At 42.2% G+C, this 20,195-nt stretch carries 19 protein-coding genes and 1 pseudogene; 7 read left to right on the forward strand and 13 right to left on the reverse strand.

Going from position 1 to position 20,195, the window contains the following annotated elements:
• Nucleotides 1–114 precede the first annotated feature (114 nt).
• Nucleotides 115–465, forward strand: coding sequence for a DUF6686 family protein (locus VM932_RS06250; protein ID WP_326277869.1), 351 nt, complete (start codon nt 115–117; stop codon nt 463–465).
• A gap of 1 nt (nt 466) precedes the next feature.
• Here the strand turns inward: VM932_RS06250 and VM932_RS06255 are convergent.
• The 9 genes and pseudogenes from VM932_RS06255 to VM932_RS06295 form a co-directional block, all read right to left on the reverse strand.
• Nucleotides 467–724: pseudogene (locus VM932_RS06255) on the reverse strand (hypothetical protein); the annotation flags it as partial.
• 155 nt (nt 725–879) lie between these two features.
• Entirely contained in the window at nt 880–3,351 is a 2,472-nt protein-coding gene (locus VM932_RS06260) for a TonB-dependent receptor domain-containing protein (protein WP_326277872.1), read from the reverse strand.
• Nucleotides 3,332–4,699, reverse strand: coding sequence for an HTTM domain-containing protein (locus tag VM932_RS06265; protein WP_326277873.1), 1,368 nt, complete (start codon nt 4,697–4,699; stop codon nt 3,332–3,334). Before VM932_RS06265 ends, VM932_RS06260 begins: the two co-directional genes overlap by 20 nt.
• Nucleotides 4,700–5,836 (reverse strand): imelysin family protein, encoded by a 1,137-nt coding sequence (locus VM932_RS06270; protein WP_326277875.1) that lies wholly within the window; start codon nt 5,834–5,836, stop codon nt 4,700–4,702. It abuts the gene before it with no gap.
• A gap of 104 nt (nt 5,837–5,940) precedes the next feature.
• Nucleotides 5,941–7,164, reverse strand: coding sequence for a DUF4856 domain-containing protein (locus tag VM932_RS06275; protein ID WP_326277877.1), 1,224 nt, complete (start codon nt 7,162–7,164; stop codon nt 5,941–5,943).
• Between the two features lie 138 nt (nt 7,165–7,302).
• Nucleotides 7,303–8,166 (reverse strand): hydroxymethylglutaryl-CoA lyase, encoded by an 864-nt coding sequence (locus VM932_RS06280; RefSeq protein ID WP_326277879.1) that lies wholly within the window; start codon nt 8,164–8,166, stop codon nt 7,303–7,305.
• Between the two features lie 21 nt (nt 8,167–8,187).
• A complete protein-coding gene (locus VM932_RS06285; RefSeq protein WP_326277880.1) occupies nt 8,188–8,844 on the reverse strand; it encodes a LysE family translocator in 657 nt (218 codons plus the stop codon).
• A gap of 6 nt (nt 8,845–8,850) precedes the next feature.
• A complete protein-coding gene (locus VM932_RS06290; RefSeq protein ID WP_326277882.1) occupies nt 8,851–9,891 on the reverse strand; it encodes a quinone-dependent dihydroorotate dehydrogenase in 1,041 nt (346 codons plus the stop codon).
• A gap of 56 nt (nt 9,892–9,947) precedes the next feature.
• Nucleotides 9,948–10,367 (reverse strand): hypothetical protein, encoded by a 420-nt coding sequence (locus tag VM932_RS06295; RefSeq protein WP_326277885.1) that lies wholly within the window; start codon nt 10,365–10,367, stop codon nt 9,948–9,950.
• 103 nt (nt 10,368–10,470) lie between these two features.
• Here VM932_RS06295 and pepT point away from each other — a divergent pair, with 103 nt between their 5' ends.
• The 5 genes from pepT to VM932_RS06320 all read left to right on the forward strand — a co-directional run bounded on the left by pepT (nt 10,471) and on the right by VM932_RS06320 (nt 14,787).
• Nucleotides 10,471–11,700 carry a peptidase T gene (pepT, locus tag VM932_RS06300; RefSeq protein WP_326277887.1) on the forward strand — a complete coding sequence of 410 codons (1,230 nt, stop codon included), beginning with the start codon at nt 10,471–10,473 and terminating at the stop codon, nt 11,698–11,700.
• Between the two features lie 2 nt (nt 11,701–11,702).
• Complete coding sequence (locus tag VM932_RS06305) at nt 11,703–12,293, forward strand: YdeI/OmpD-associated family protein (RefSeq protein WP_326277889.1); 591 nt, start codon at nt 11,703–11,705, stop codon at nt 12,291–12,293.
• Nucleotides 12,294–12,346: 53 nt separating this feature from the next.
• Nucleotides 12,347–12,970: a hypothetical protein gene (locus tag VM932_RS06310; protein WP_326277891.1), complete on the forward strand. Its 624-nt coding sequence runs from the start codon at nt 12,347–12,349 to the stop codon at nt 12,968–12,970.
• Nucleotides 12,971–13,031: 61 nt separating this feature from the next.
• Nucleotides 13,032–13,706, forward strand: coding sequence for a DUF6624 domain-containing protein (locus VM932_RS06315; protein ID WP_326277893.1), 675 nt, complete (start codon nt 13,032–13,034; stop codon nt 13,704–13,706).
• 520 nt (nt 13,707–14,226) lie between these two features.
• The gene (locus tag VM932_RS06320) at nt 14,227–14,787 is read left to right on the forward strand and encodes a PepSY domain-containing protein (protein WP_326277895.1); all 561 of its coding nucleotides are present in this window, start codon (nt 14,227–14,229) and stop codon (nt 14,785–14,787) included.
• A 157-nt stretch (nt 14,788–14,944) separates the two neighbouring features.
• Here VM932_RS06320 and VM932_RS06325 read toward each other — a convergent pair whose 3' ends face one another.
• Nucleotides 14,945–16,342 carry a M20/M25/M40 family metallo-hydrolase gene (locus VM932_RS06325; RefSeq protein WP_326277897.1) on the reverse strand — a complete coding sequence of 466 codons (1,398 nt, stop codon included), beginning with the start codon at nt 16,340–16,342 and terminating at the stop codon, nt 14,945–14,947.
• Nucleotides 16,339–17,223, reverse strand: a complete 885-nt coding sequence (locus tag VM932_RS06330) for a PPK2 family polyphosphate kinase (RefSeq protein WP_326277899.1) — start codon at nt 17,221–17,223, stop codon at nt 16,339–16,341. The genes VM932_RS06325 and VM932_RS06330 overlap by 4 nt, the downstream gene beginning before the upstream one ends.
• Nucleotides 17,224–17,405: 182 nt before the next feature.
• Here VM932_RS06330 and VM932_RS06335 point away from each other — a divergent pair, with 182 nt between their 5' ends.
• A complete protein-coding gene (locus VM932_RS06335; protein ID WP_326277901.1) occupies nt 17,406–18,116 on the forward strand; it encodes a hypothetical protein in 711 nt (236 codons plus the stop codon).
• 2 nt (nt 18,117–18,118) lie between these two features.
• On the opposite strand, the gene VM932_RS06340 is transcribed toward VM932_RS06335, so the two are convergent.
• Together VM932_RS06340 and VM932_RS06345 are read right to left on the reverse strand one after the other, a co-directional pair.
• On the reverse strand, nt 18,119–19,282 hold the full coding sequence (locus VM932_RS06340) for a sigma-54-dependent transcriptional regulator (RefSeq protein ID WP_326277903.1): 1,164 nt from the start codon (nt 19,280–19,282) through the stop codon (nt 18,119–18,121).
• Nucleotides 19,283–19,292: 10 nt separating this feature from the next.
• Complete coding sequence (locus VM932_RS06345; RefSeq protein WP_326278129.1) at nt 19,293–20,189, reverse strand: DUF6268 family outer membrane beta-barrel protein; 897 nt, start codon at nt 20,187–20,189, stop codon at nt 19,293–19,295.
• Nucleotides 20,190–20,195: the final 6 nt, after the last annotated feature.

The following is a 20,195-nucleotide window of genomic DNA, read 5'->3' on the forward strand; positions in this document are numbered from 1 at the left end:
TTATTTGATTACCTCGTTGTGCCGATATTACATTTTCCCACTTATTCGGAAATTCATTTCAATTATTTAGAATGATTCTATATAATTATTATCTTTATGACTCAATTCTTTTTTATGTGCAACTATTTAAATGTAATGAACCGATCCAAAAATGGGGTGCTTACTTTTTGCAACCGCAGCAAATTATTCCAATTGATATATAACAATCTCTGTTTTGAACTCTACGAGTGGGAACTGGAAGCTTTGAAGGAGTACATAGAGCAACTGGATATACCTTATTGGGAGAACCACCTGAAAAATTGGGGCCACCAACGTAAAATACCTATTTCAGTGGGGAAAAAGCACTTCATTATTTTGGTGAACAAAGAAGAAGTAAGTGAAATATTGAGCCTGCTTCGTTTCGAAAAACAAAAGGTGAAGCTTTTAACGCATGATGAAATTGACTATCAATTTATAGAGAACTAACTTATCGTACCTGCAGTAATCTGTTGGGAAAAATACATTGCCTCAGTACCTGGCCTGCCGGCCCCTCATAGGTAATCGTCATTAAATTCCGGAAAGCACCACTACATACCCAAACCGGACCTCCCAGCAAAAAAAAAATAGATGAAATGGAAAGTACATGGGTATGAATTACGGTAAGCATTTCACCTTCCCCTTTTTTAAACTTCATCACTTCTGCTCCTTCACTATCTTCCTTGCCCAAGTAATTTTCCCAGATTCCAGTGGGAGTGGCCGATGCTGCTCCTTGAACAAAAAGTCATCCTGTAAAATATCCTATCGGTAGGACAATTATAAAAACCGCGATAAAAAGCCCAAGCTCTTTGGGAAAGGTAGTCAGCAAACCATTCGCCATTGCTTCTGATATTTGGGCAGTTCTTATAGTTTAAATTGCAAGGTGGTATAAACGGTTCTGGGTTCAGCAGGAATGATTCCCGGTCCAGGGTATCCTGTAGCCCTACGTGTAAAATATGAATTATCCAGTACATTGTTTATTCCTGCCTCCAATTTGAATCTTTTATAGGTATAGGACAGGGACAGGTCCAAGATGTCGTAAGCCGGTATTGTACCCTCGATCCCCCTTTGGTTATCGTTCACATCTTGGGGCGCATTGGTGGCATCTGTGTATTGTTCTGACAAATAGGTGTATTGCAAGCTCCCCAAAAGGTTGCCATAACCAAAACTCACCCCGGTCTTTAGATTGATCTTGGGTATGAATTCCACTTGGTTGCCCTCTACATTATTTTCATCGGAAGAAAGATATTCTGAATCTGTAAGGGCCAAATTAACAAAGTAGTTCAGTCTTAGTTTGTCGTTTCCCCTAAAGAAAAGTTCTTTTAGATTAACATCTGCAAAACTCTCGAGACCATACATAAAGGCAGTCCCTATATTTCCCCTAAACCGAACTATTCTGCCGGTCTCCACTAGTTCCCCTTGTGCATTTACCCTGGTTTCGTTCCGAAGGACCTCTCCCAACCGATCATCATACAACAAGCCAAAGACGCTTAGGTCATAATTTAAATACTCACCTATATGCCCCCTAGTTCCCAGATCAGCAGTGAACCCATCTTCATCAGAAATATTTTCATCTACCTGAAAGGAGGGGTTTACCACCCGAATATCATTGAAGGTCACTGATCTGTAGTTTTGTGAGAAGTTGGCGTAAAGTTCGGATTCCGTGCCCAGGTTGTATGTGGCGCCCAGGCCCAACAATACAAAATTCCGCTCAAAGGTCCTGTTATCGGGAACCTCTTCATTGAGAAGGGGGTTTCCTGCCAAGTCCAGAACAATATTTCTATAACTTCCCTTCCCTTCCGTTTTTATGTACTCAAAGCGAAAACCGGGGGTTATGGAGAACTTATCTGAAATTGTGAAAATATTCTCGCCAAATACCGCCAGATTTAGATTGGGAAACTCAAATTGGGACTGTCTCTCGTAATTGGGAAACTCATCATCGGCAAAAGCAAACTCCGGAGCATCGGATGTACTTCCCGGCCCCTGCCTTTGATCGTTGGATGATTGATAGTATTTGGCCCCGAGCAAAAGCACCTGGTTTCTTTCAGCTATTTGGTAACGGGTCAGCAACCGGCCTTCTCCCCCCCAGTTTTGAAAATTGTCCTGCAACAACTCCCTGGGCTCATTGGGGTCATCTGGTTGTGAAACACGATTGGTCCTAAATCCCAACGCGTTCCTGGTGGCATCCAGGGTGAAAAGATTTAGGCTAAAATCTGTTTTTGCTGAAAGCTGATGGTCCAACCGCAAAGAAAAAAGCTTCCAATCCACATTGAACCAGTTTCTATTTCTATTGCTGAATGATGGGTCTTCCAAGAATTGTGCATCGGTCAACCCGCCCGGTTGCTTGGCCAGATAGTTAAAAAATGTGGTCTCCAGGGTCAACTTGGTCCTCTCGGAAATTTGATACCCAAAGTGGCCGTGAAAATTTCTACTATTAAAGTTGGTGTTGGGGCGAAACCCATTTCCTTGCTTGTAATTAAAATACGTGTAGTAGCTAAAGTCACCTATAGTTCCACTTAGGCTGTTGAAACTAGTGAACAGGTCGTACGAGCCCACTGTTTGTCTTGATACCAGTTCTAACTTTTTAAATGGGTTGGGCTTCTTGAACTTAAAGTTGACCAACCCCCCAAACTGAGGACCATACTGCAATGAGGCCGCTCCCCTGACCACCTGGATTTCACTCAGGGCTTCGGCCGGAGGAGTATAATAGCTTTCGGGATATCCCAAAGCGTCTGCACTGATGTCATAACCATTCTGCCTAACATTGAAATTTGCGGTTCTGTTGGGATCCAATCCCCTACCTCCAATGTTCAACTGCAGGCCGGCATCCCCATTTTCATAAATATTCAGTCCAACTACCTGCCCGTAGATTTGGCGGGGATTGTTGGCGGCAAGGTTTCCAGTCAGGTTTTCAATCAGGACCACTTCACTCTTTTTGCCTGAATAAATGGCCGTTCCCTCAACTTTATCAAGTTTCTGAAGTCCAAAAACTTTCTCCCTTTGTTCGGTCAGCACTACCTCCGACAGTTGCTCCCCCAAAGGTTGTAATGTAAGAAGTAGGAAAGTGTCCTTTTTTATCTCCAAGGACTGCTCGTAGACATGCATGCCAAAGGCAAAGGCAACCAGTTTGTACGTTCCGGTAGGGACATTGTGAAATTGAAAATCACCATTTTCAGAGGTCGTGGCCAGCCTTTGCAATTGGGTTATGTACACTTCTGCCCCTGCCACGGGGCGGTTTTCGGCATCTGTCACATTACCTGAAAGATCAACCTGTCCCCAGGCCAATATTGAAAATAGTAAAAGAAAAGCGGTGCTTCTAAATTCCTTTGATCTCATCCTTAAATGGTAATATCCACGTTTTGTGTTTAAATGAATCTTTTTCCTGTGCCAAATCCACTTTGGGGTCTATAAAGGGCTGGCTAAGCCGCCCGTTCAGTGCTACATAGCTTTCTACATAAACACCTATATTTTGATGTCCGTCCTTCTCAAAGTGCTGTTTAAGGTAATGGGCATATTCCAAAATAAAGTCTGGCTGAAAAGCCATTTGTTTTTCTTGAAAAGGGGTTAAAAAGTCCTTGTTGTCCACATAGAACCATTTTTTGGTCACCTTGTCCACAATTTTAAACTGGGCATAACCGGATTTTTCCATTAACATGACCCGCCAAGAAAACCGATAGCCTTCCTCGGTCCAAAACAATTCTCCGGGATACCATTGGTATCGCCATGGAAAAAGTAGCTGTATTGCAAAAAACAGGGCAACCAGGCCATATTTTAGTTTTCCAAAGGCCCCTTCTTTGTAGGGCGACACCTTTCCATTGTCAAATTGACTTTTTGCAACTCCCACTATTTTTGAAATGTAGGCCAGGATCCTGTGGTGCAGTTTGGCATCAAAAAAAATGAGAGCGGACAAGATCATGATGTAGGGAAACATGCCTATTGGAAACAAAACACGGGTCAGCACATGAAAAAATACCACTAAAAAGAAGCCCAAATAACGGGTCTTGTTCCATAGGAGCAGAAATGGTATGGTCAAATCGTATAGGGCACCTCCCCAGCTAAGGGTATAGTGCACCCATTCCTTTGTCATTAAATCTCCGATCAAGGGTATGTAGAACTTGGAGGGCAACCAAATTTTCAAGGGCATGGCCTTTATCAACCAATCCGAGTTGAGTTTTGCCAATCCTGCGTAGCAATACACAATCCCCAACAGAAGTTTTATACCATCAATGGTCCACTTTGGGACATATTGGAAAGCTTTGATATGGCCCCTTTTTGCATCTACCGAGAAATAAGCGTTGGCCGGGAGAAAAATCATTAAAAAGGACAGTATACTGATAAAGTAGTAATGGTTTAAGTAGGTGGTCTTGTCCATTAGCTCTATGTATGTAAAGGACAAAAAGAAAAGACCAATGGAAAGCCGGTATTTATATCCCAGGGCAATGCCAATTGCGGAAATGGCACATAGGATAAAAACAAGGTACGTTGGCGTTCCCAAGGGCTTTACCCATTCAAAACCGTAGTACGAAAAATGAAATTTGGGCTCTAAATACAATTTCTCTATCCAACCATTGGCCCAAAACCGAATAATGCTCCAGAGCATCATCAGTCCAAAAAAAATCCGAAAGACCGCCAAAGGGGCGGCCTCTACATTCCTATGCAGGTATTTATCCAGGTTCGGTGCCATCTAGTCACCATCGGCATCAACAAAATCAATACTAATGCTCATTGCCGATACCATATCCACTTTAAAAAAAGGTACTACCCGTTGCACTTCATCATAAGCAAGCAACATATTGGTAGGGGGAGAATTATTTTCAATTTCGTTCCTAAAGCTATCCAAGTCCATAACCATGCTACGGGCAAGATCCATTTGGTCATTGACCAGTTGTGACAAGTCCTCCCCATTTTTCAGTGTATTCAACTCATTTAAATAAGAGGCCAAGCTCTCTCCTGTGGTGTTGGACCCAAAATGTTTTCCGTTGAAAAAATCCTGAACGGCACCCAGTCCTGCCAAGAACATGGCTTTGCTCAGGTCTGGGCTGTAAAAAACCTCTAGGGTATTGGGCGCCGGGGTTCCGGAAAACACACCTAAGGGAATTCCCATTTTGCCGGCCCTAAGAAACTTCTCGTAATAAAAAATATAATCATTCACATAACGATCCACTGAAGCTGTGGCGGAAGAGCCATCGTTCTCCACAAAGGTATTGCGATAGCTACCTTCCCATTCCCCGACCACACTATCCGTGAGCGAGGTCATATCGGCCAACAATGCTGCTATGTAATCCATGGTGTTATCGGCTTCCGTACCGCTTGTCCATCTAATCACCAAACCTGCGTCCGTATCCTCCAGACCGTTCAATAGGTAATCCAAGGCCGCAAATCCCTTTGCATCCCTATTGGCAGGCAAGGATAGGTCGTAGCTGCCCGTAGAAATAAACGAGTTTATTAAATCGGTGTCCGTGGGATATGTGTTCATATTCAAACGGTATCCGATGGTTTCTGCAGGCCCTGTCTCAAACATGGATACGCTCTGCCAAGCCAGATAAGCCTCCACCCATGCTTCTCTAAATAAAACAAGGTTATCCATATTTTTATTGGAGGAAAATGTTTCGAAAGCGGTTTTTAAGTCTGAGAGCTCGGATTGGAAAGCTCTGTATGATGGAACAATGATATTATCCGCCCAATTGACCAACATGGCCCTTCTGTCAAAGGAAACGGGCAATTCTTCGTTGCTCCCCGCCCCTGGATCATCCGAACTATCTGAAGAACAGCCCCAAATGACCAACGCGACCACAAAAACAAAATACCATTTTCTTTTCATCTAAATGTATTATTATTTATTCCAATTAAACAATATCCAAAGGTAGTAAAAGAGGTGGGATCCAACCAGGCTCCACCTTATTTCACCCAAATCTCAAACTATATTCAGTTTGCCGCCTGTTCCACCGTAAAGCTGAATCTTTCGGCTATGCCTGTTGAAATGGCATCCAAGGTTTCCGGGGTCACATCCCACAATCCGTTGTCCCCATCATCCATTAAATCGGCCAGAAAAGCATCAACTTCCGCTTTGGTAAAGTAAGGGTCGGTTGAATTGGGCTTACGGGTAAACTGTAGGCTGTACACAAAACCATACCCTTCTGACAAATCATGGAACGCACCGCCATAATCTGGCGTTGTTTGATTTATTGCATTTTTTCCTTGCTGCATATAATAAACAGCCCTAATCCCGATTATCCGTGAAATTAGTTCGCGTAAGATTTCGGCCTGTTCATCCCTTACGGTGTAATCTTTGGCCACAATGGCAGCACGGCCCAATTTAAAGGCTTGATAGATATCGTCATTGATCCCCACAAAATCACTATCCCCTTCAACTCGACCAATATACTTGTTCAAAAAGCTGTCGTCTTCCCCGATCGTGGACCTTGGGTCTGCCAAGTCCTGCGCGGTTCCAAAGGCATATCCATAAGCTTCGTCCCAATCGTGCTCCATGGCCGTATAGTTCTTTCCTTCGGCCAAAACACCTTCATCATTGTCCGTTCTTTGGGTACCGCCATCTATAAAGTCTGAACTGATATAATTGTTCAAAATCTGATCGACCATCAATGCTCCAATCAATGATTTGCTAAAGACCTGGTTCATTTCCAATCCTTTGCCCGTAACATACCTGGTCGAAGAACCATCGGCAATTTGGCCGGCGGTTCCGGCTGCTGCGGCAGTATTCCAATTAGGGAACACTTCATCCACTTGAGTTTGTATCCAGTTTTCAAAATCGGCCCTGACGAGTGCTTGATCGGTGGCATTGGTGGAAAAGAAATCGAAAGACGCTGCGGTTTTGCCCCTAAGATTTTTGTCTGAAGCGTTCAAATCCGCATCAGCAAAGTCACTGGCACCTTCTTCATGGGCAAACATGGCCTTTAGGGCATCGGCAGTTGCGGTATCATCCTTTAGTTTACCTATAATTTCTTCGGCCATCAAAATTCGTGTCGTCTGACCTCCAAAACTCACTGAACTCTCTCCATTTCTTTCAAAAACATAGGTGGTTGGATTATCGATGGTAATTATTGAATCTACATCCTCGGAATCATCGTTGGAACATGAAGTGATCAAGGCAATAGGCAAACTCAATAAAAAAATTCTCCTTAGTAACATTTTGGCTGTTTATTTAGATTAAATTCAAATAATATACCCGGCAAATATATTGTCCAAAAAACATTGCTCCAAATTTAATTAGACTTAATTTAAATGGATTTTGTTTTAACATTTGGATTAAGCATTGTTCCATAAAAGCTAATGGTATACGGAAAAAAGCTCAGTTGCCTTATTGAATGCTGCTTCAAAAACCATCCCATTTACTCCGGTATCGGCTTTGTTCGTAGTAAAATAGGAAAGCATTTTTTCGGTCGGCATGTTGCCTGTAAGCTCGTCCTTGGCCATGGGACACCCGCCAAATCCCTGTACGGCACCATCAAAACGTCTGCAACCTGCTCTATAGGCAGCATCCACTTTTTCATACCATTTACTGGGGGTGGTATGCAAATGGGCGCCGAACTCAATCTCGGGATATTTTGGAATCAGGTTGGAGAACAGATAATCAATCACCTCTGGAGTAGAACTTCCGATGGTATCCGACAATGAGAGGATTTTGGTTCCCATCTCGGCCAGTTTCTCTGTCCACTCCCCTACAATCTCCACATTCCAAGGGTCTCCGTACGGATTACCGAATCCCATGGAAATATAGGTCACAACTTCTTTATCGTGAGCATTGGCCAATTCCAAGATTCCCTTCAGCGTTTCCACCGATTGGGCAATGGTCTTGTGCGTGTTCCGCATCTGAAAGTTTTCCGAAATGGAAAAAGGGAACCCCAAATAATCAATCGCATCGTGTTTGCAAGCGTCTTCCGCCCCACGAACATTGGCCACAATGGCCAAAAGCTTGCTTTGCGTTCGTGATAAATCCAACCGTGCCAACACCTCTGCGGTATCCTGCATTTGAGGGATGGCCTTTGGCGACACAAAACTTCCAAAGTCGATGGTGTCGAAACCACAGCCCAACAAGGATTGGATATACTTCACCTTCTCATCTGTAGGGATAAAGGTCTTTATACCCTGCATGGCGTCCCGTGGACATTCTATGAGTTTTACTTTTGGCATAGGCTTCCGTAAAAATAGCACTTATTTATCCGATAGAAATAGATAAATGGCAATCCCCACAAAAACAACGATCTGCACCCATTTTAAATATAGTCCAGCCTTGTTATGCCTTGTGAGGTATTTGGAAATTTTACCCGCAAGTACTGCAATTGCGCCAAAAACAATGAGGGCAGAAAGCATAAAAAGCAGCCCTAAAATGTAGAATTGAATTACGGTATTGAGTTCTTCACTAAACAAAAACCCTGGGAAAAAGGCCAAAAAGAAGATGGTCACCTTGGGGTTGAGCACATTCATTGTAAAACCTGTCCAAAAGAGCTTTACGGGTGTTTTGGTCGGTTTATTTTCCTTATCCAGAAGTATGGATGCATCACTACGGTAAACTTGATAAGCCAAGTACAAAAGATACAAGGCACCAAAAAGCTTGATGGCAAAAAATAACGCATCGCTCCGTTTGATGATTTCCGAAACCCCAAAAGCAAGCAAGGTTGTATGCACCAAACAGCCAGAGACCAATCCAAAAACCGTGGCCAATCCCGATTTTGTTCCGTTGCTGATGCTTTGGGTAAGTACAAAAATATTATCCGGGCCCGGTGAAATGGCCAAAGCGAGCGATGACACCAAAAACCCGATCAGTATGGGGTAATTGACGGTTTCCAGAAATAAAAACAAACTGTGCATATAACCTTAGTCTATTTTTTCCAAAATGGCCTTGTTTATTTTCTTGATAAGTCCGGGGCCTTCGTAAATAAAACCGGTATAGAGTTGCACCAAATCGGCGCCCGCCTCCAATTTTTCCAATGCATCTTCTGGTGAATGTATACCACCCACTCCAATAATCGGGAATGCCTTTCTGCTGTTTTCAGATAAAAAACGAATCACCTCGGCACTCCGTTTGGTCAAGGGTTTTCCACTAAGGCCGCCCTTTTCTTCGGATAAGATCAAATGCGACTTCAATCCTTTTCTTTCTATGGTGGTATTCGTAGCGATTACACCATCAATTTGGGTATCCGCAACAATCGCTATGATGTCCAACAGTTGATCATCGGTCAAATCCGGTGCGATCTTTAGTAAAATTGGTTTCTCTTTCTGTTTTGAACCTTTCGCCAGTTTACTGTTATGGCTTTTGAGTTTTTTCAACAATTTGGTCAAAGGTTCCTTATCCTGAAGCTCCCGAAGCCCCGGGGTATTGGGAGAACTCACGTTTACCACAAAATAGTCCACATGCTCGAACAATGCTTCGAAGCAAATTAAGTAATCCTTAATGGCATCTTTGTTTGGCGTTACCTTGTTCTTCCCAATATTTCCCCCAACTATAACGCGGTGCGGCTTCCTTAACTGTTCCACAGCCTCAAAAACACCTTTGTTGTTAAATCCCATCCGATTGATGATCGCATTATCCTCGCGTAGGCGAAACAACCGCTTTTTTGGATTGCCGGGCTGGGGCTTTGGGGTTACCGTGCCTATTTCTACAAAACCAAAACCAAAATCGGAGAACTCGTTGTAAAGACTGGCATTTTTATCAAAACCAGCCGCAAGACCCACAGGGTTTTTAAACCTCACTCCAAAAACCTCGCGCTCCAGCTTTGGGTCATTCAAAGTGAAGGACCTCCTAAATAGACGGCTTAAACCCAGTTTTGAAAAAAACTTAATGGCCCAAAAGGAAAAGTGGTGCACGGTTTCTGCATCAAACAAAAAAAGTACCGGGCGAATAAGGATTTTATACATTCAAAATGGATTTTGGACAAAAATAAAAACTCTTAAAACAGTTCTTAACAATTCGGTCAATTTTCGTCAACGGACCTATTAATGTGGATAGGACGCAAGCTTAGTTGACCACATAATTTTAAATACCTTTCATATTGGGTATTATTGAAGCTCCTCAGTAATCTTTTATCAATCATTCCCACGTTTTGTTTCATGCTGTCCAGTATGGTAGCATATTGCTTGGAAACGGTAATCAATACCTCGGGAGGGCTTTCCTTGTTCTTTTTCATCAGATATGTTGCCTTATCCTTTAAAAAATCGTTCCGGATTTTTAATTCGGCACTCCAATTCCTCAAGTTCTCTTGTTGCTCTTCTGTCAACTCAAAAACCTTGGTTATGGTTTCGTTGTCCCGTCCGCCCACACCCAATATACAATCCATTTGGGCAAACCCGCAAAACCAAAAAATCAAAAAAAGAAATAATACTACCGCTTTCAATTGAGGTTGCTGTTAATGGTTATGGAAAGATACTTATTAATGCCTTTGATTTGCAAAATTACGTTTGAATAAGCATTATTTTTGAACAAATTAAACACTGACCATGGAAAAATTATTACCACGATTTTTGGAATATGTAACCACGGATACGCAAAGCGACCCCTATTCCAAAACCACACCCAGTACGGAAAAGCAATGGGACTTGGCCAAAAAATTGGTATTGGAACTGCATCAGATTGGTATGCAAGAAGTCTCCATTGATGAGAACGCCTACATTATGGCTACGTTGCCCAGCAATTTGGAAAAAAAAGTGCCCACCATTGGTTTTGTTTCCCATTTTGATACTTCCCCTGATTTTTCGGGCAGAAATGTAAAGCCCCAGATTATTGAGAATTATGATGGAAAGGATATTGTGCTTAACAAGTTGAAAAACATTGTATTGTCTCCCGATTATTTTGAAGACCTAAAAGCCTACGAGGGTCAAACGTTGATTACTACGGATGGCACCACTTTGTTGGGTGCAGATGACAAGGCGGGGATCGCGGAAATCATTACTGCTATGGAATACTTGATCAATCACCCCGAGATTAAACACGGTAAAATTCGGATTGCCTTTACTCCAGACGAGGAAATTGGTCGCGGTGCACACAAATTTGATGTAAAAAAATTCGGGACGGAATGGGCCTACACCGTGGACGGTAGCCAAGTGGGCGAACTGGAATATGAAAACTTCAACGCGGCCAAGGCCAAAATCACCGTAACGGGAAAAAGTGTGCACCCGGGATATGCCAAAAACAAAATGGTCAACGCCATTGGAATTGCCAACGATTTTTTAAGCCACCTACCTCCTAGCGAGGCTCCCGAACACACCACGGGTAGGGAAGGTTTTTTTCATGTGCACAACATAAAGGGCGAAATTGAAAAAGCGGAGATAGAACTCATTATTCGAGACCACGATGCGGTCCATTTTGAGGCAAGGAAAGATTTATTGAACGACATCAAGGAAAAACTCAACAACAAATACGGGGAGTACGTCAACCTGACGATTGAAGACCAATACAAAAACATGCGGGAAAAGGTAGAACCCATGTTCCATATTGTGGAGATTGCCGAAGAAGCGATGAAATCCCTCCAAATCGAGCCCATAATAAAACCCATTCGAGGGGGAACTGATGGTTCCCAATTGAGCTTTATGGGCTTGCCCTGCCCCAATATTTTTGCCGGGGGACACAATTTTCATGGTAAATACGAGTATGTTCCTTTGGAAAGTATGGAGAAAGCGGTGAAGGTAATCGTGAAAATTTGCGAACTTACTGCTATTCAAATCAGATAGTTGTGGAAAAATCCGAAAAATTAGAGAGCTATTACGAAAAGGAGCATCCGTTCAGGGAGGGCATAGGTTTTCTACGTGAAATTGCCTTAAAAACAGAAGCCCAAGAAGATTTTAAATGGAGTATTCCCGTGTACACTTGGAACAACAAGAATGTTTTTGGTATTTGTAAGTTCAAGGGGCATTTTGGGATTTGGTTTTTTAATGGGGTGTTTTTAACGGATTCCAAAAAAGTACTGGAAAATGCGCAGGAAGGCAAAACCAAGGGCATGCGCCATTGGAAGTTCCATAGTTTGAACGAAGTTGACCAAAAAATGGTGTTGGCCTATATGGTTGAAGCCTTGGAGCACCAGAAAAAAGGACTGGAAGTGAAGGCTGAAAGAACTTCAAAAGTTGTTATTCCTGAGCTGTTGCAATCCGAATTCTCCAACAATGCTACGTTAAAGGTCGCTTTTGAAAAGTTTACGCCCTATAAACAAAAAGAGTTCTGCGAATACATCGCCGAAGCCAAACAGGAAAAAACCAAACTCCGGCGGTTGGCCAAAATACTGCCTATGATCAAGGAGGGTGTTGGGTTGAATGATGGGTATAGGTAGTTTATAGTTGGACAAATGGTTTTTTAAAGCAGTTCATTGATCAAATAGTTGACATGATGTTTCACTTTATCCTATTACCTCTAATCCTTTTTCAAATCTCAAATCCGAAGTTTGATAATAACGTAACTAATCCTGAACTATGTAAAAAGCTTCAGGAAATGGCAATTGCTGACCAAAAGTACAGAGGCAGCGACCAAAACATCAAAGACGTATACCCATTGGTTTTAGACTCACTCATTAAAGCCAAAGATTATACCCAACAGACTTTTGATCTTCTGCCTGAACATGAACAAGGTAAAATCAAGCGTTTATCTTTCAAATTATTGTCCCATCACATAAAGCCCAAAATGGCAGAAAATAAATCATTGGCAAAGAAGCAAGAAAAAATTGATGCTGCCAATACCGAAGAGCTAATCAAAATTGTAAAAGAAAATGGTTGGGTTACAAGAAGAAGCTTGGGGTGTGATCAAAAGTTTCGGACAGCTATAATATTCCGTCATGCCCCAAAAAAGTATTGGAAACAAGCTCGAGAACTCATAGAAAAAGAAATAAAAGCGAAGCGAATATCGGAGTACGAATATTATGTGATCGACAATCATTTGAAAGGAAGGCCTCCACTGACCAGAAAACGTTCAGACTTTCCAAATCAATCATGGTTCCTCAATAGTTCTGGATAGTTATTGACCATTCTAATATTTTAACCTAACTTTCTCACAAGCATCAATCAAAATGAACCTAATGTACAAAGTATTCATCCTTAGTGTCCTTTTAATGGGATGCAAAGGCAAAGACTCCAAAGAAGTAGAAAAAGGAAAGGTTGTTTTTAATCAAGCCTTGGCCGACGAACTGGAACGGATGGTCGAAGTTGACCAAATTGCTGCTTACATACCTCAAGGGAAATACAAAGAATTGTCCTCCGAAGCATGGAACGCTTTCAAGGATAGTGTTTTTACTACCCATCAAAAAAGATTGAGCCAAATTTTTGAGAAACATGGTTTTGTAGGATTTGATTTGGCGGGTGAAAATGGTTCGAGGGATTTTTGGTTGATGGTACAACATTCCGACCATGTACCCGGATTTCAAAAAGAGGTTTTGGATCAGATGAAGGTAGAAGTTGATAAAGGAAATGCTTCCCCAAGCAATTATGGCCTCTTGGTAGATCGGGTCAGATTAAATACAGGTCGGCCCCAGATATATGGCACACAAGTGGATTATAATTGGGAGCTTTGTCAAGCTTTTCCAAAAACTCTGGAGGATAGTCTCAATGTAAATCAAAGAAGAGAAGCTATTGGTCTTAAGCCACTAGAGGAATACCTTAACCAAATGTCCGAAATGCATTTTGAAATCAACAAGGAAATGTTTTTGAAAAAAGGAATAAAAGGCCCTAAGCTCTACAAAACCGTGAAAAACTAGGGATTCATGAAGCATTCGTTAACTTTACACCTAAACATTTAAAAATAAGTTAATTAGAGTATGATTTAACCGTATAAATACATGCATCTATAACCATTAGTAAAAGATAGCTTGTAATTCTATCATCTGTTTCAGTATTGTTTTAAATACTATTTATAGCCATGCAGTCCTCATCCGAAGTCAATTGGTCTTTGTTCGATTTCTTGAATGCTGGCGCAGGGTTATTGGACTTGGGCTTTTCCATTGATTTGGTTAGCAGAAAAATCTAATCCTTTAACAAAAAGCTTATTGCAATCACAGCAATTGTGATTCGCCTCCCTCCTGTTTGGGAAAAATTGGCCATTGGCGTATTAAGTACTCCTTTTACAAGCAATTCATCTGTTTTTGATTGGCCGATCGATCAATCCTCCTTCATATTCCAAAATTTATGTTAAATGCGAGCTTATCTTTTCAGTTCGGGTATTGGCAAGTATCATACTTTCATAAATTTTAATGATCTTTAGAGTTTTAACTGGCAGGAATGGGCAAAAGGAAGAAGCAAGCCAAAATATTACGCATTTTTAGAAAAGTACACCGAACCACAGGAGCATTATTATTTATATTTTTCTTTTTTATTTCCGTATCCGGTCTCATTTTGGGCTGGAAAAAGAACTCCAACGGATACATTCTCCCAAAAACACAACAAGGAACTACAGCAGAACTAAAAAAATGGCTGCCTGTTGATAGCCTGCATACCATAGCACTGAATACAATTAACAACGAAGTACCAAACACCTCTTTTAAGGTAGACCGTATTGATATGCGAAAGGAAAAAGGATCGGTCAAGTTCCTTTTTGTGGACTCTTTTTACGAAGTACAACTAGATGGGGCCAATGGCAATGTTTTATCCATTGGAAAACGAAGGTCAGATTTTATGGAAAACATTCACGATGCTTCCATTGTGGATGATTACCTCGGAACAAACGGTTATATAAAACTTGTGTACACTTCGGTAATGGGTATTTCCCTTTTGATTTTCACCATTACTGGATTTTGGCTCTGGTACGGGCCCAAGCGAATGCGAAAAGTAAACAAAGCCTAAGAGGCTGTTTAGCAAAGCTACGGAGGGAGAAAAAGATAAAATAGGGGTGCAAAAGATGCTTTTGAAGCAAATTTTGTGCACCCGATATGAGTTCCTACACTTTGTTGCGAAAACGAACTCGAACTGACTAATTTTTCATTCTCAAAATATACGAAGTTTATCCCTTTATCTTTTTGGTAGGAATGGTTCCATATTTGTCGATCAAGTAAACCAAACTGGCCATCGTAGCTGCTCCCAACTCCAATTCGCGCTTGTTCACGTGCTCAAAAGTATCGTTCTCGGCATGGTGATGGTCAAAATAGCGTTGGGTATCGGGTCGCAATCCCGCCAATACTATTCCATCTTCTTTTAGCGGACCTATATCCGCACCACTTCCTCCTTCGTAAAACAGATGGACCAAGTACGGTTCGAACAGATCCTTCCAACCTTGAATTTGTTGAACGTTTTCTGGAGAAGCATCAATGGAGAACCCTCTAGGCGTAAACCCGCCAGAATCACTTTCCAATGCAAATATGTGTTGTTCGTTTTTGGTGCGGGCGACTTCCGCATACTTATTGCCACCTCGCATCCCATTTTCTTCGTTCATGAAAAGGACAACGCGCAAGGTTCGTTTGGGTCGATATCCCGTTTCTTTTAAAAGCCTCAACACATCCATGCTCTGTACACAGCCAGCTCCATCGTCGTGGGAACCATCTCCCAAGTCCCAAGAATCCAAGTGACCGCCCACTACCATAATTTCGTTGGGATAGGTACTGCCCGTAATTTCTCCGATTACGTTGTAGGATTGCACATCTTCCAGTTGCTTACAGTTTTGTTTGAAATAAAATTTGACATCAGGATTTAATTTAAGCGTAGTGCTCAACAATTCCGCTCCATTTGTACTAATGGCTGCCGCTGGTATCCGTTGGTTCACCGGAGTATCACCATAGCTCATGGAGCCTGTATGTGGATAGTCATCCAAGCGAAGGTTCATGGAGCGCACAATGACGCCCGATGCCCCATATTTTGCGGCTTCGGCCGCGCCAGAATAGCGTTGGTCCACGCAGCCTGAATATGCAGAGAAGGTATTGATCAGTGTTGGGTCCATAGGACGGTTGTAAAACACGATCTTGCCCTCTATTTTATCACGGCCCAACTTTTCCAAATCCTCAATCCCCTCAACTTCAACCATGTTGGCCTTTAAGCCGCCGGCGGGTGTTGCCACTGATCCTCCAAGTGCACAAATGGGCACGTTGGTAGTTAATCCGGGCTTGGTTTCAAAGTAGGCGAATTCAGGAACTCCCCTTACCCATTTAGGCACCATTACGGGTTGCAACCAAACCTTGTCCAAGCCCAGTGAGTCCAATTGTGCCTTGGTATAATCCACGGCTTGTTGTGCTTGTACGGAACCTGAAAGGCGCCCACCAATTTGGTTGGAAAGGTAGTTCAACCAATCATAAGCCTTGCCATTGGTAAGGGCTTCATCGTAAATTGCTTTTATTTGTTTTTCGTCCTCGGTCTGCGAAAAAAATGGGGTACTGACCAACAAAAAGGCCAAAAGTAGGACTGTTCTCATGTGGTTTCTTTTTCCAGTTCTTGTTTAAAGGTTTCTAAATTAGCTTTTATTTCATCGTCCAGCTCGGGTTCTTCGATATCTTTGTACTTTTTTAACGCTTCCATCATAATGGAGGCCACAATTACCCTAGCTGCTTTTTTGTTATCGGCAGGAATTACGTACCATGGGGCATGTTCCTTGGAAGTCCTGTTCAGGGCCTCTTCATAACACTTTTGGTAATTGTCCCAAAGTTTTCTTTCCTCCAGATCGCCCGGGGTAAACTTCCAATTCTTTCGTTTTAAGCGGATTCTGCGCAATAAGCGCTGCCGCTGTTCTTCTTTGGAAAGATGCAGGAAAAACTTGAAGATTATGGTGCCATTATCGGCAACATGTTTTTCAAAATTATTGATTTGCCTGTAGCGTCTTTCCCAGAAATCATAATCAATATCGTCCACAGCTTCCGCTTTTGGCAGGTTCTCGCCCAAAATATATTCTGGGTGGACCTTGGTCACCAATACATTTTCGTAGTGTGTACGGTTAAAGACAGAAAATTTTCCTCTTTCGGGAAGCGCAATGTAGTGTCGCCAGAGGTAATCGTGTTTTTTCTCTTTAGTAGACGGCACCTTAAAACTATGCACCACCACGCCCCTTACATTAAAATCCTTAAAAACTTCCCTGATCAAACTGTCCTTGCCCGCGGTGTCCATTCCTTGTAAACAGACCAGCACTCCATACTTTGCGTGGGCGTAGAGCGTATCTTGAAAATCGCCAAGGTCCTTTCGGATATCCTTCAATTCTTTTTTGAGTTCCTTTTTGGATGCTCCAAAATCCTCGTAGGTATCTTTTTCAGATAGCTTTACCGAATCAACTACCTTGTAGTCTTCTGTTTTGATTTCTTTCATAGGAATGAATATAATTCTTTTTGGTTACTCCTTCAACCTACTTATTAAAAGTGTAGTTCATCGGTACTTTGACCACTTGTACCCAAAGTTGGTTCTTTAATCGATCTATTTTCTCCTCTGGACGATGAAATTCGTAACTTTATGATTATCAACGACGCAGCGTCCCAAATCTGTAAATCGTTATGAAAATCAGAAAGATTATCCTACTTATAGTCTTTGCTATTGGTCTTCTCGGCCTTTGGCTCATGGCTTCGTTCACTACTCCAGCAAATGCCTGCCAATATGCAAGCACCAATTTAGAGTATATCAAAAGTAAAATCCAAGAGGCTATGGTGGCCGATAATTTAAATATGACCAAGTACCACGCCTACAAAGCGTTGAACGGTATTGAAAAAACGAGGGGCAATTTTTTGGATTGTGGCTGCGAGGATGCCATTGAAAGTTTGGAAATTACACTTTCCCATTTAAAAACGGCTACAAAAGCCAGTGTTTTACCAAAATCCAAAGTGGCATTGCAGCAAGCTTTGGAGAGCGCTATAATCGGCATTAATGTATTACAGGAATTCGGGCAACAGACCTCCAGTGATTACGGGAGCAATGTGCTGGTACTGAACACCAAGGAAGTTCTGGGCTTTGAGAGCGGGATGGTGTTGACACATGGTTCTGCTGTAAAAAAACAGGTGCACGGCTCTTTATTGAGGTTTGAGTCTTCCTTGGATAAAGTGGTTTCTGATGTGGACTGTGAAGAAGCTGACAGATTTATTACCAATATTTATGAAGAATCCCGTTTGAACTTGCTGAAGACCAATCTATCGCAACATAAAAAGGAATATTACCAAAGGGTTGAAACCTTGGCCAAAGATGCTCTGGAAAAATTAGGTGATTGCAACTAGGCCTATTTACTGGCGAATAGTTTAACATCCTCTTCGGATACCTCCTTACCTCCTAGAATGATCAGACGTTCCACGACATTGCGGAGTTCGCGTACATTTCCTGTCCAATCATAACTTTTAAGCAGCTCTATGGCCTTTTTGGAGAAGCTCTTTTGTCCTGTTCCTTGTTCGGATGCTATTTTTTTGCCGAAATGTTCTATCAACAAAGGTATATCGTCACGCCTTTCGTTGAGTGCCGGAACCTTGATCAGGATCACGGCCAAACGGTGGTAAAGATCCTCCCGGAATTTGCCTGCCTCTATTTCCTTTTTTAGATCCTTGTTGGTAGCTGCAAGTACCCGAACATCTACTTTAATGTCCTTATCGGAACCTACGCGACTGATTTTGTTCTCTTGCAGGGCCCGAAGTACTTTGGCTTGGGCTGAAAGGCTCATATCGCCTATCTCATCCAAAAATATGGTTCCCTTATTGGCCGCCTCAAACTTACCCGCCCTATCTTTAACAGCAGATGTAAATGCACCCTTGACGTGTCCAAACAACTCACTTTCAATCAACTCAGAGGGGATCGCTGCACAATTCACCTCAACAAATGGGGACGATGAACGGGGGCTTTTTTGGTGTACCCAATGGGCCACCAGTTCTTTACCGGTACCGTTGGAACCCGTAATCAGAACCCGGGCATCGGTAGGCGCTACTTTTTCGATCATGTCCTTTATGGCATTTATCTCCTTGCTCTCCCCAATCATTTCATAGTTCTTGGAAATCTTTTTCTTGAGCACCTTGTTCTCCACGGCCAGTTCCTTTCGGTCCAAGGCATTGCGAACCGTGGTAAGCAATCGGTTCAAATCCGGTGGTTTGGAGATGTAATCGTATGCCCCCAACCGCATGGTATTTACTGCCGTGTCGAGATCGCCATGACCTGAAATCATTATAAATGGAATCTCTGGTTTTATTTTCTTGGCGGCTTCCAAAACCTCTACCCCATCCATCTTTGGCATTTTGATATCGCAGAGCACTAGGTCAAAATCTTCCTTTTTGATGACTTCAATTCCTGCTAGGCCGTCCTCTGCTTCAGCTACATTATAACCATCGTTTTCCTCGGCCAATATTTTCACCAACACCCTTCTAATTGCCGATTCGTCCTCTATTATCAGAATTTTTGACATATACTGCTTTTTAAAATATTCCTATTTTGAAACCTGTTCTAATATAAAAATTTGCATCGTTATTAAACAAATACACCTCACCACGATCTTTATCCCTTAATTTGCCCTCTTGATACACACTGCTTCCCACAATGGCAAAAAAGGACATGCTCTTGGAAATACGGTACTGATACCCCAAGCTACCCACCAAAGTGTTGAACGAAATCCGGGAAGCTGCCAACCCATTATCCAAAACAATATCGTTTTGAAGATTTAAAAAGTAACCATCCAAGAACAGTGCCAACTCCAAACTGTGTTTTTTATCAAAATGATATTTAAGATTGGATTTTGGCACTCCTACTATAAACGACCAGTCTGGGTGAAACTTTTTATAGTAATGGATCAGGGGCAGCGGTACGGGAATCCCGGTAGTGCTGTTGTAGGTCAGCCCCAAAACCACCCGAAAAGGTTTATCTGCTTTTGGTTTTTCTTTCCAAAAAGCCGCAGAGCCATTCATAAAAAAATCATCCTGCAGCACACCATCCAATAAATTGGACGCCAATCTAGGAGTCAATATGGCCACAAAATTCCAATTCTCGTTCCATTTTTTGATCAATCCCAAATTAAAATCGATGACATGGAAGCGGATCATTTCTTTTTTATCAAATGGAAGGTCTGCTGAATACCCCATATCAAAACGATTATATTCGGCACCTGTAACCAGATAATCCTTATTGTTGTTCAGCTGTATGGGGAAATTGAGCAACGCTTTGTAGCGCTGTGTCTTGACGCCGCTATCGTTCTCGGGAATATTAAGGTATTCCAGCCTAAAAATATCTGTGCTCTGTGCCCATAAATTATGGTTACAAAGTATTACAATGAAAGTGAACCACTTCCAAATTGCAATATGGTGGGTTGAGGTTTTTATGTGTGT

The sequence above is a fragment of the Flagellimonas halotolerans genome (genome assembly GCF_035818535.1).
GTDB classification, from domain to species: domain Bacteria; phylum Bacteroidota; class Bacteroidia; order Flavobacteriales; family Flavobacteriaceae; genus Flagellimonas; species Flagellimonas halotolerans.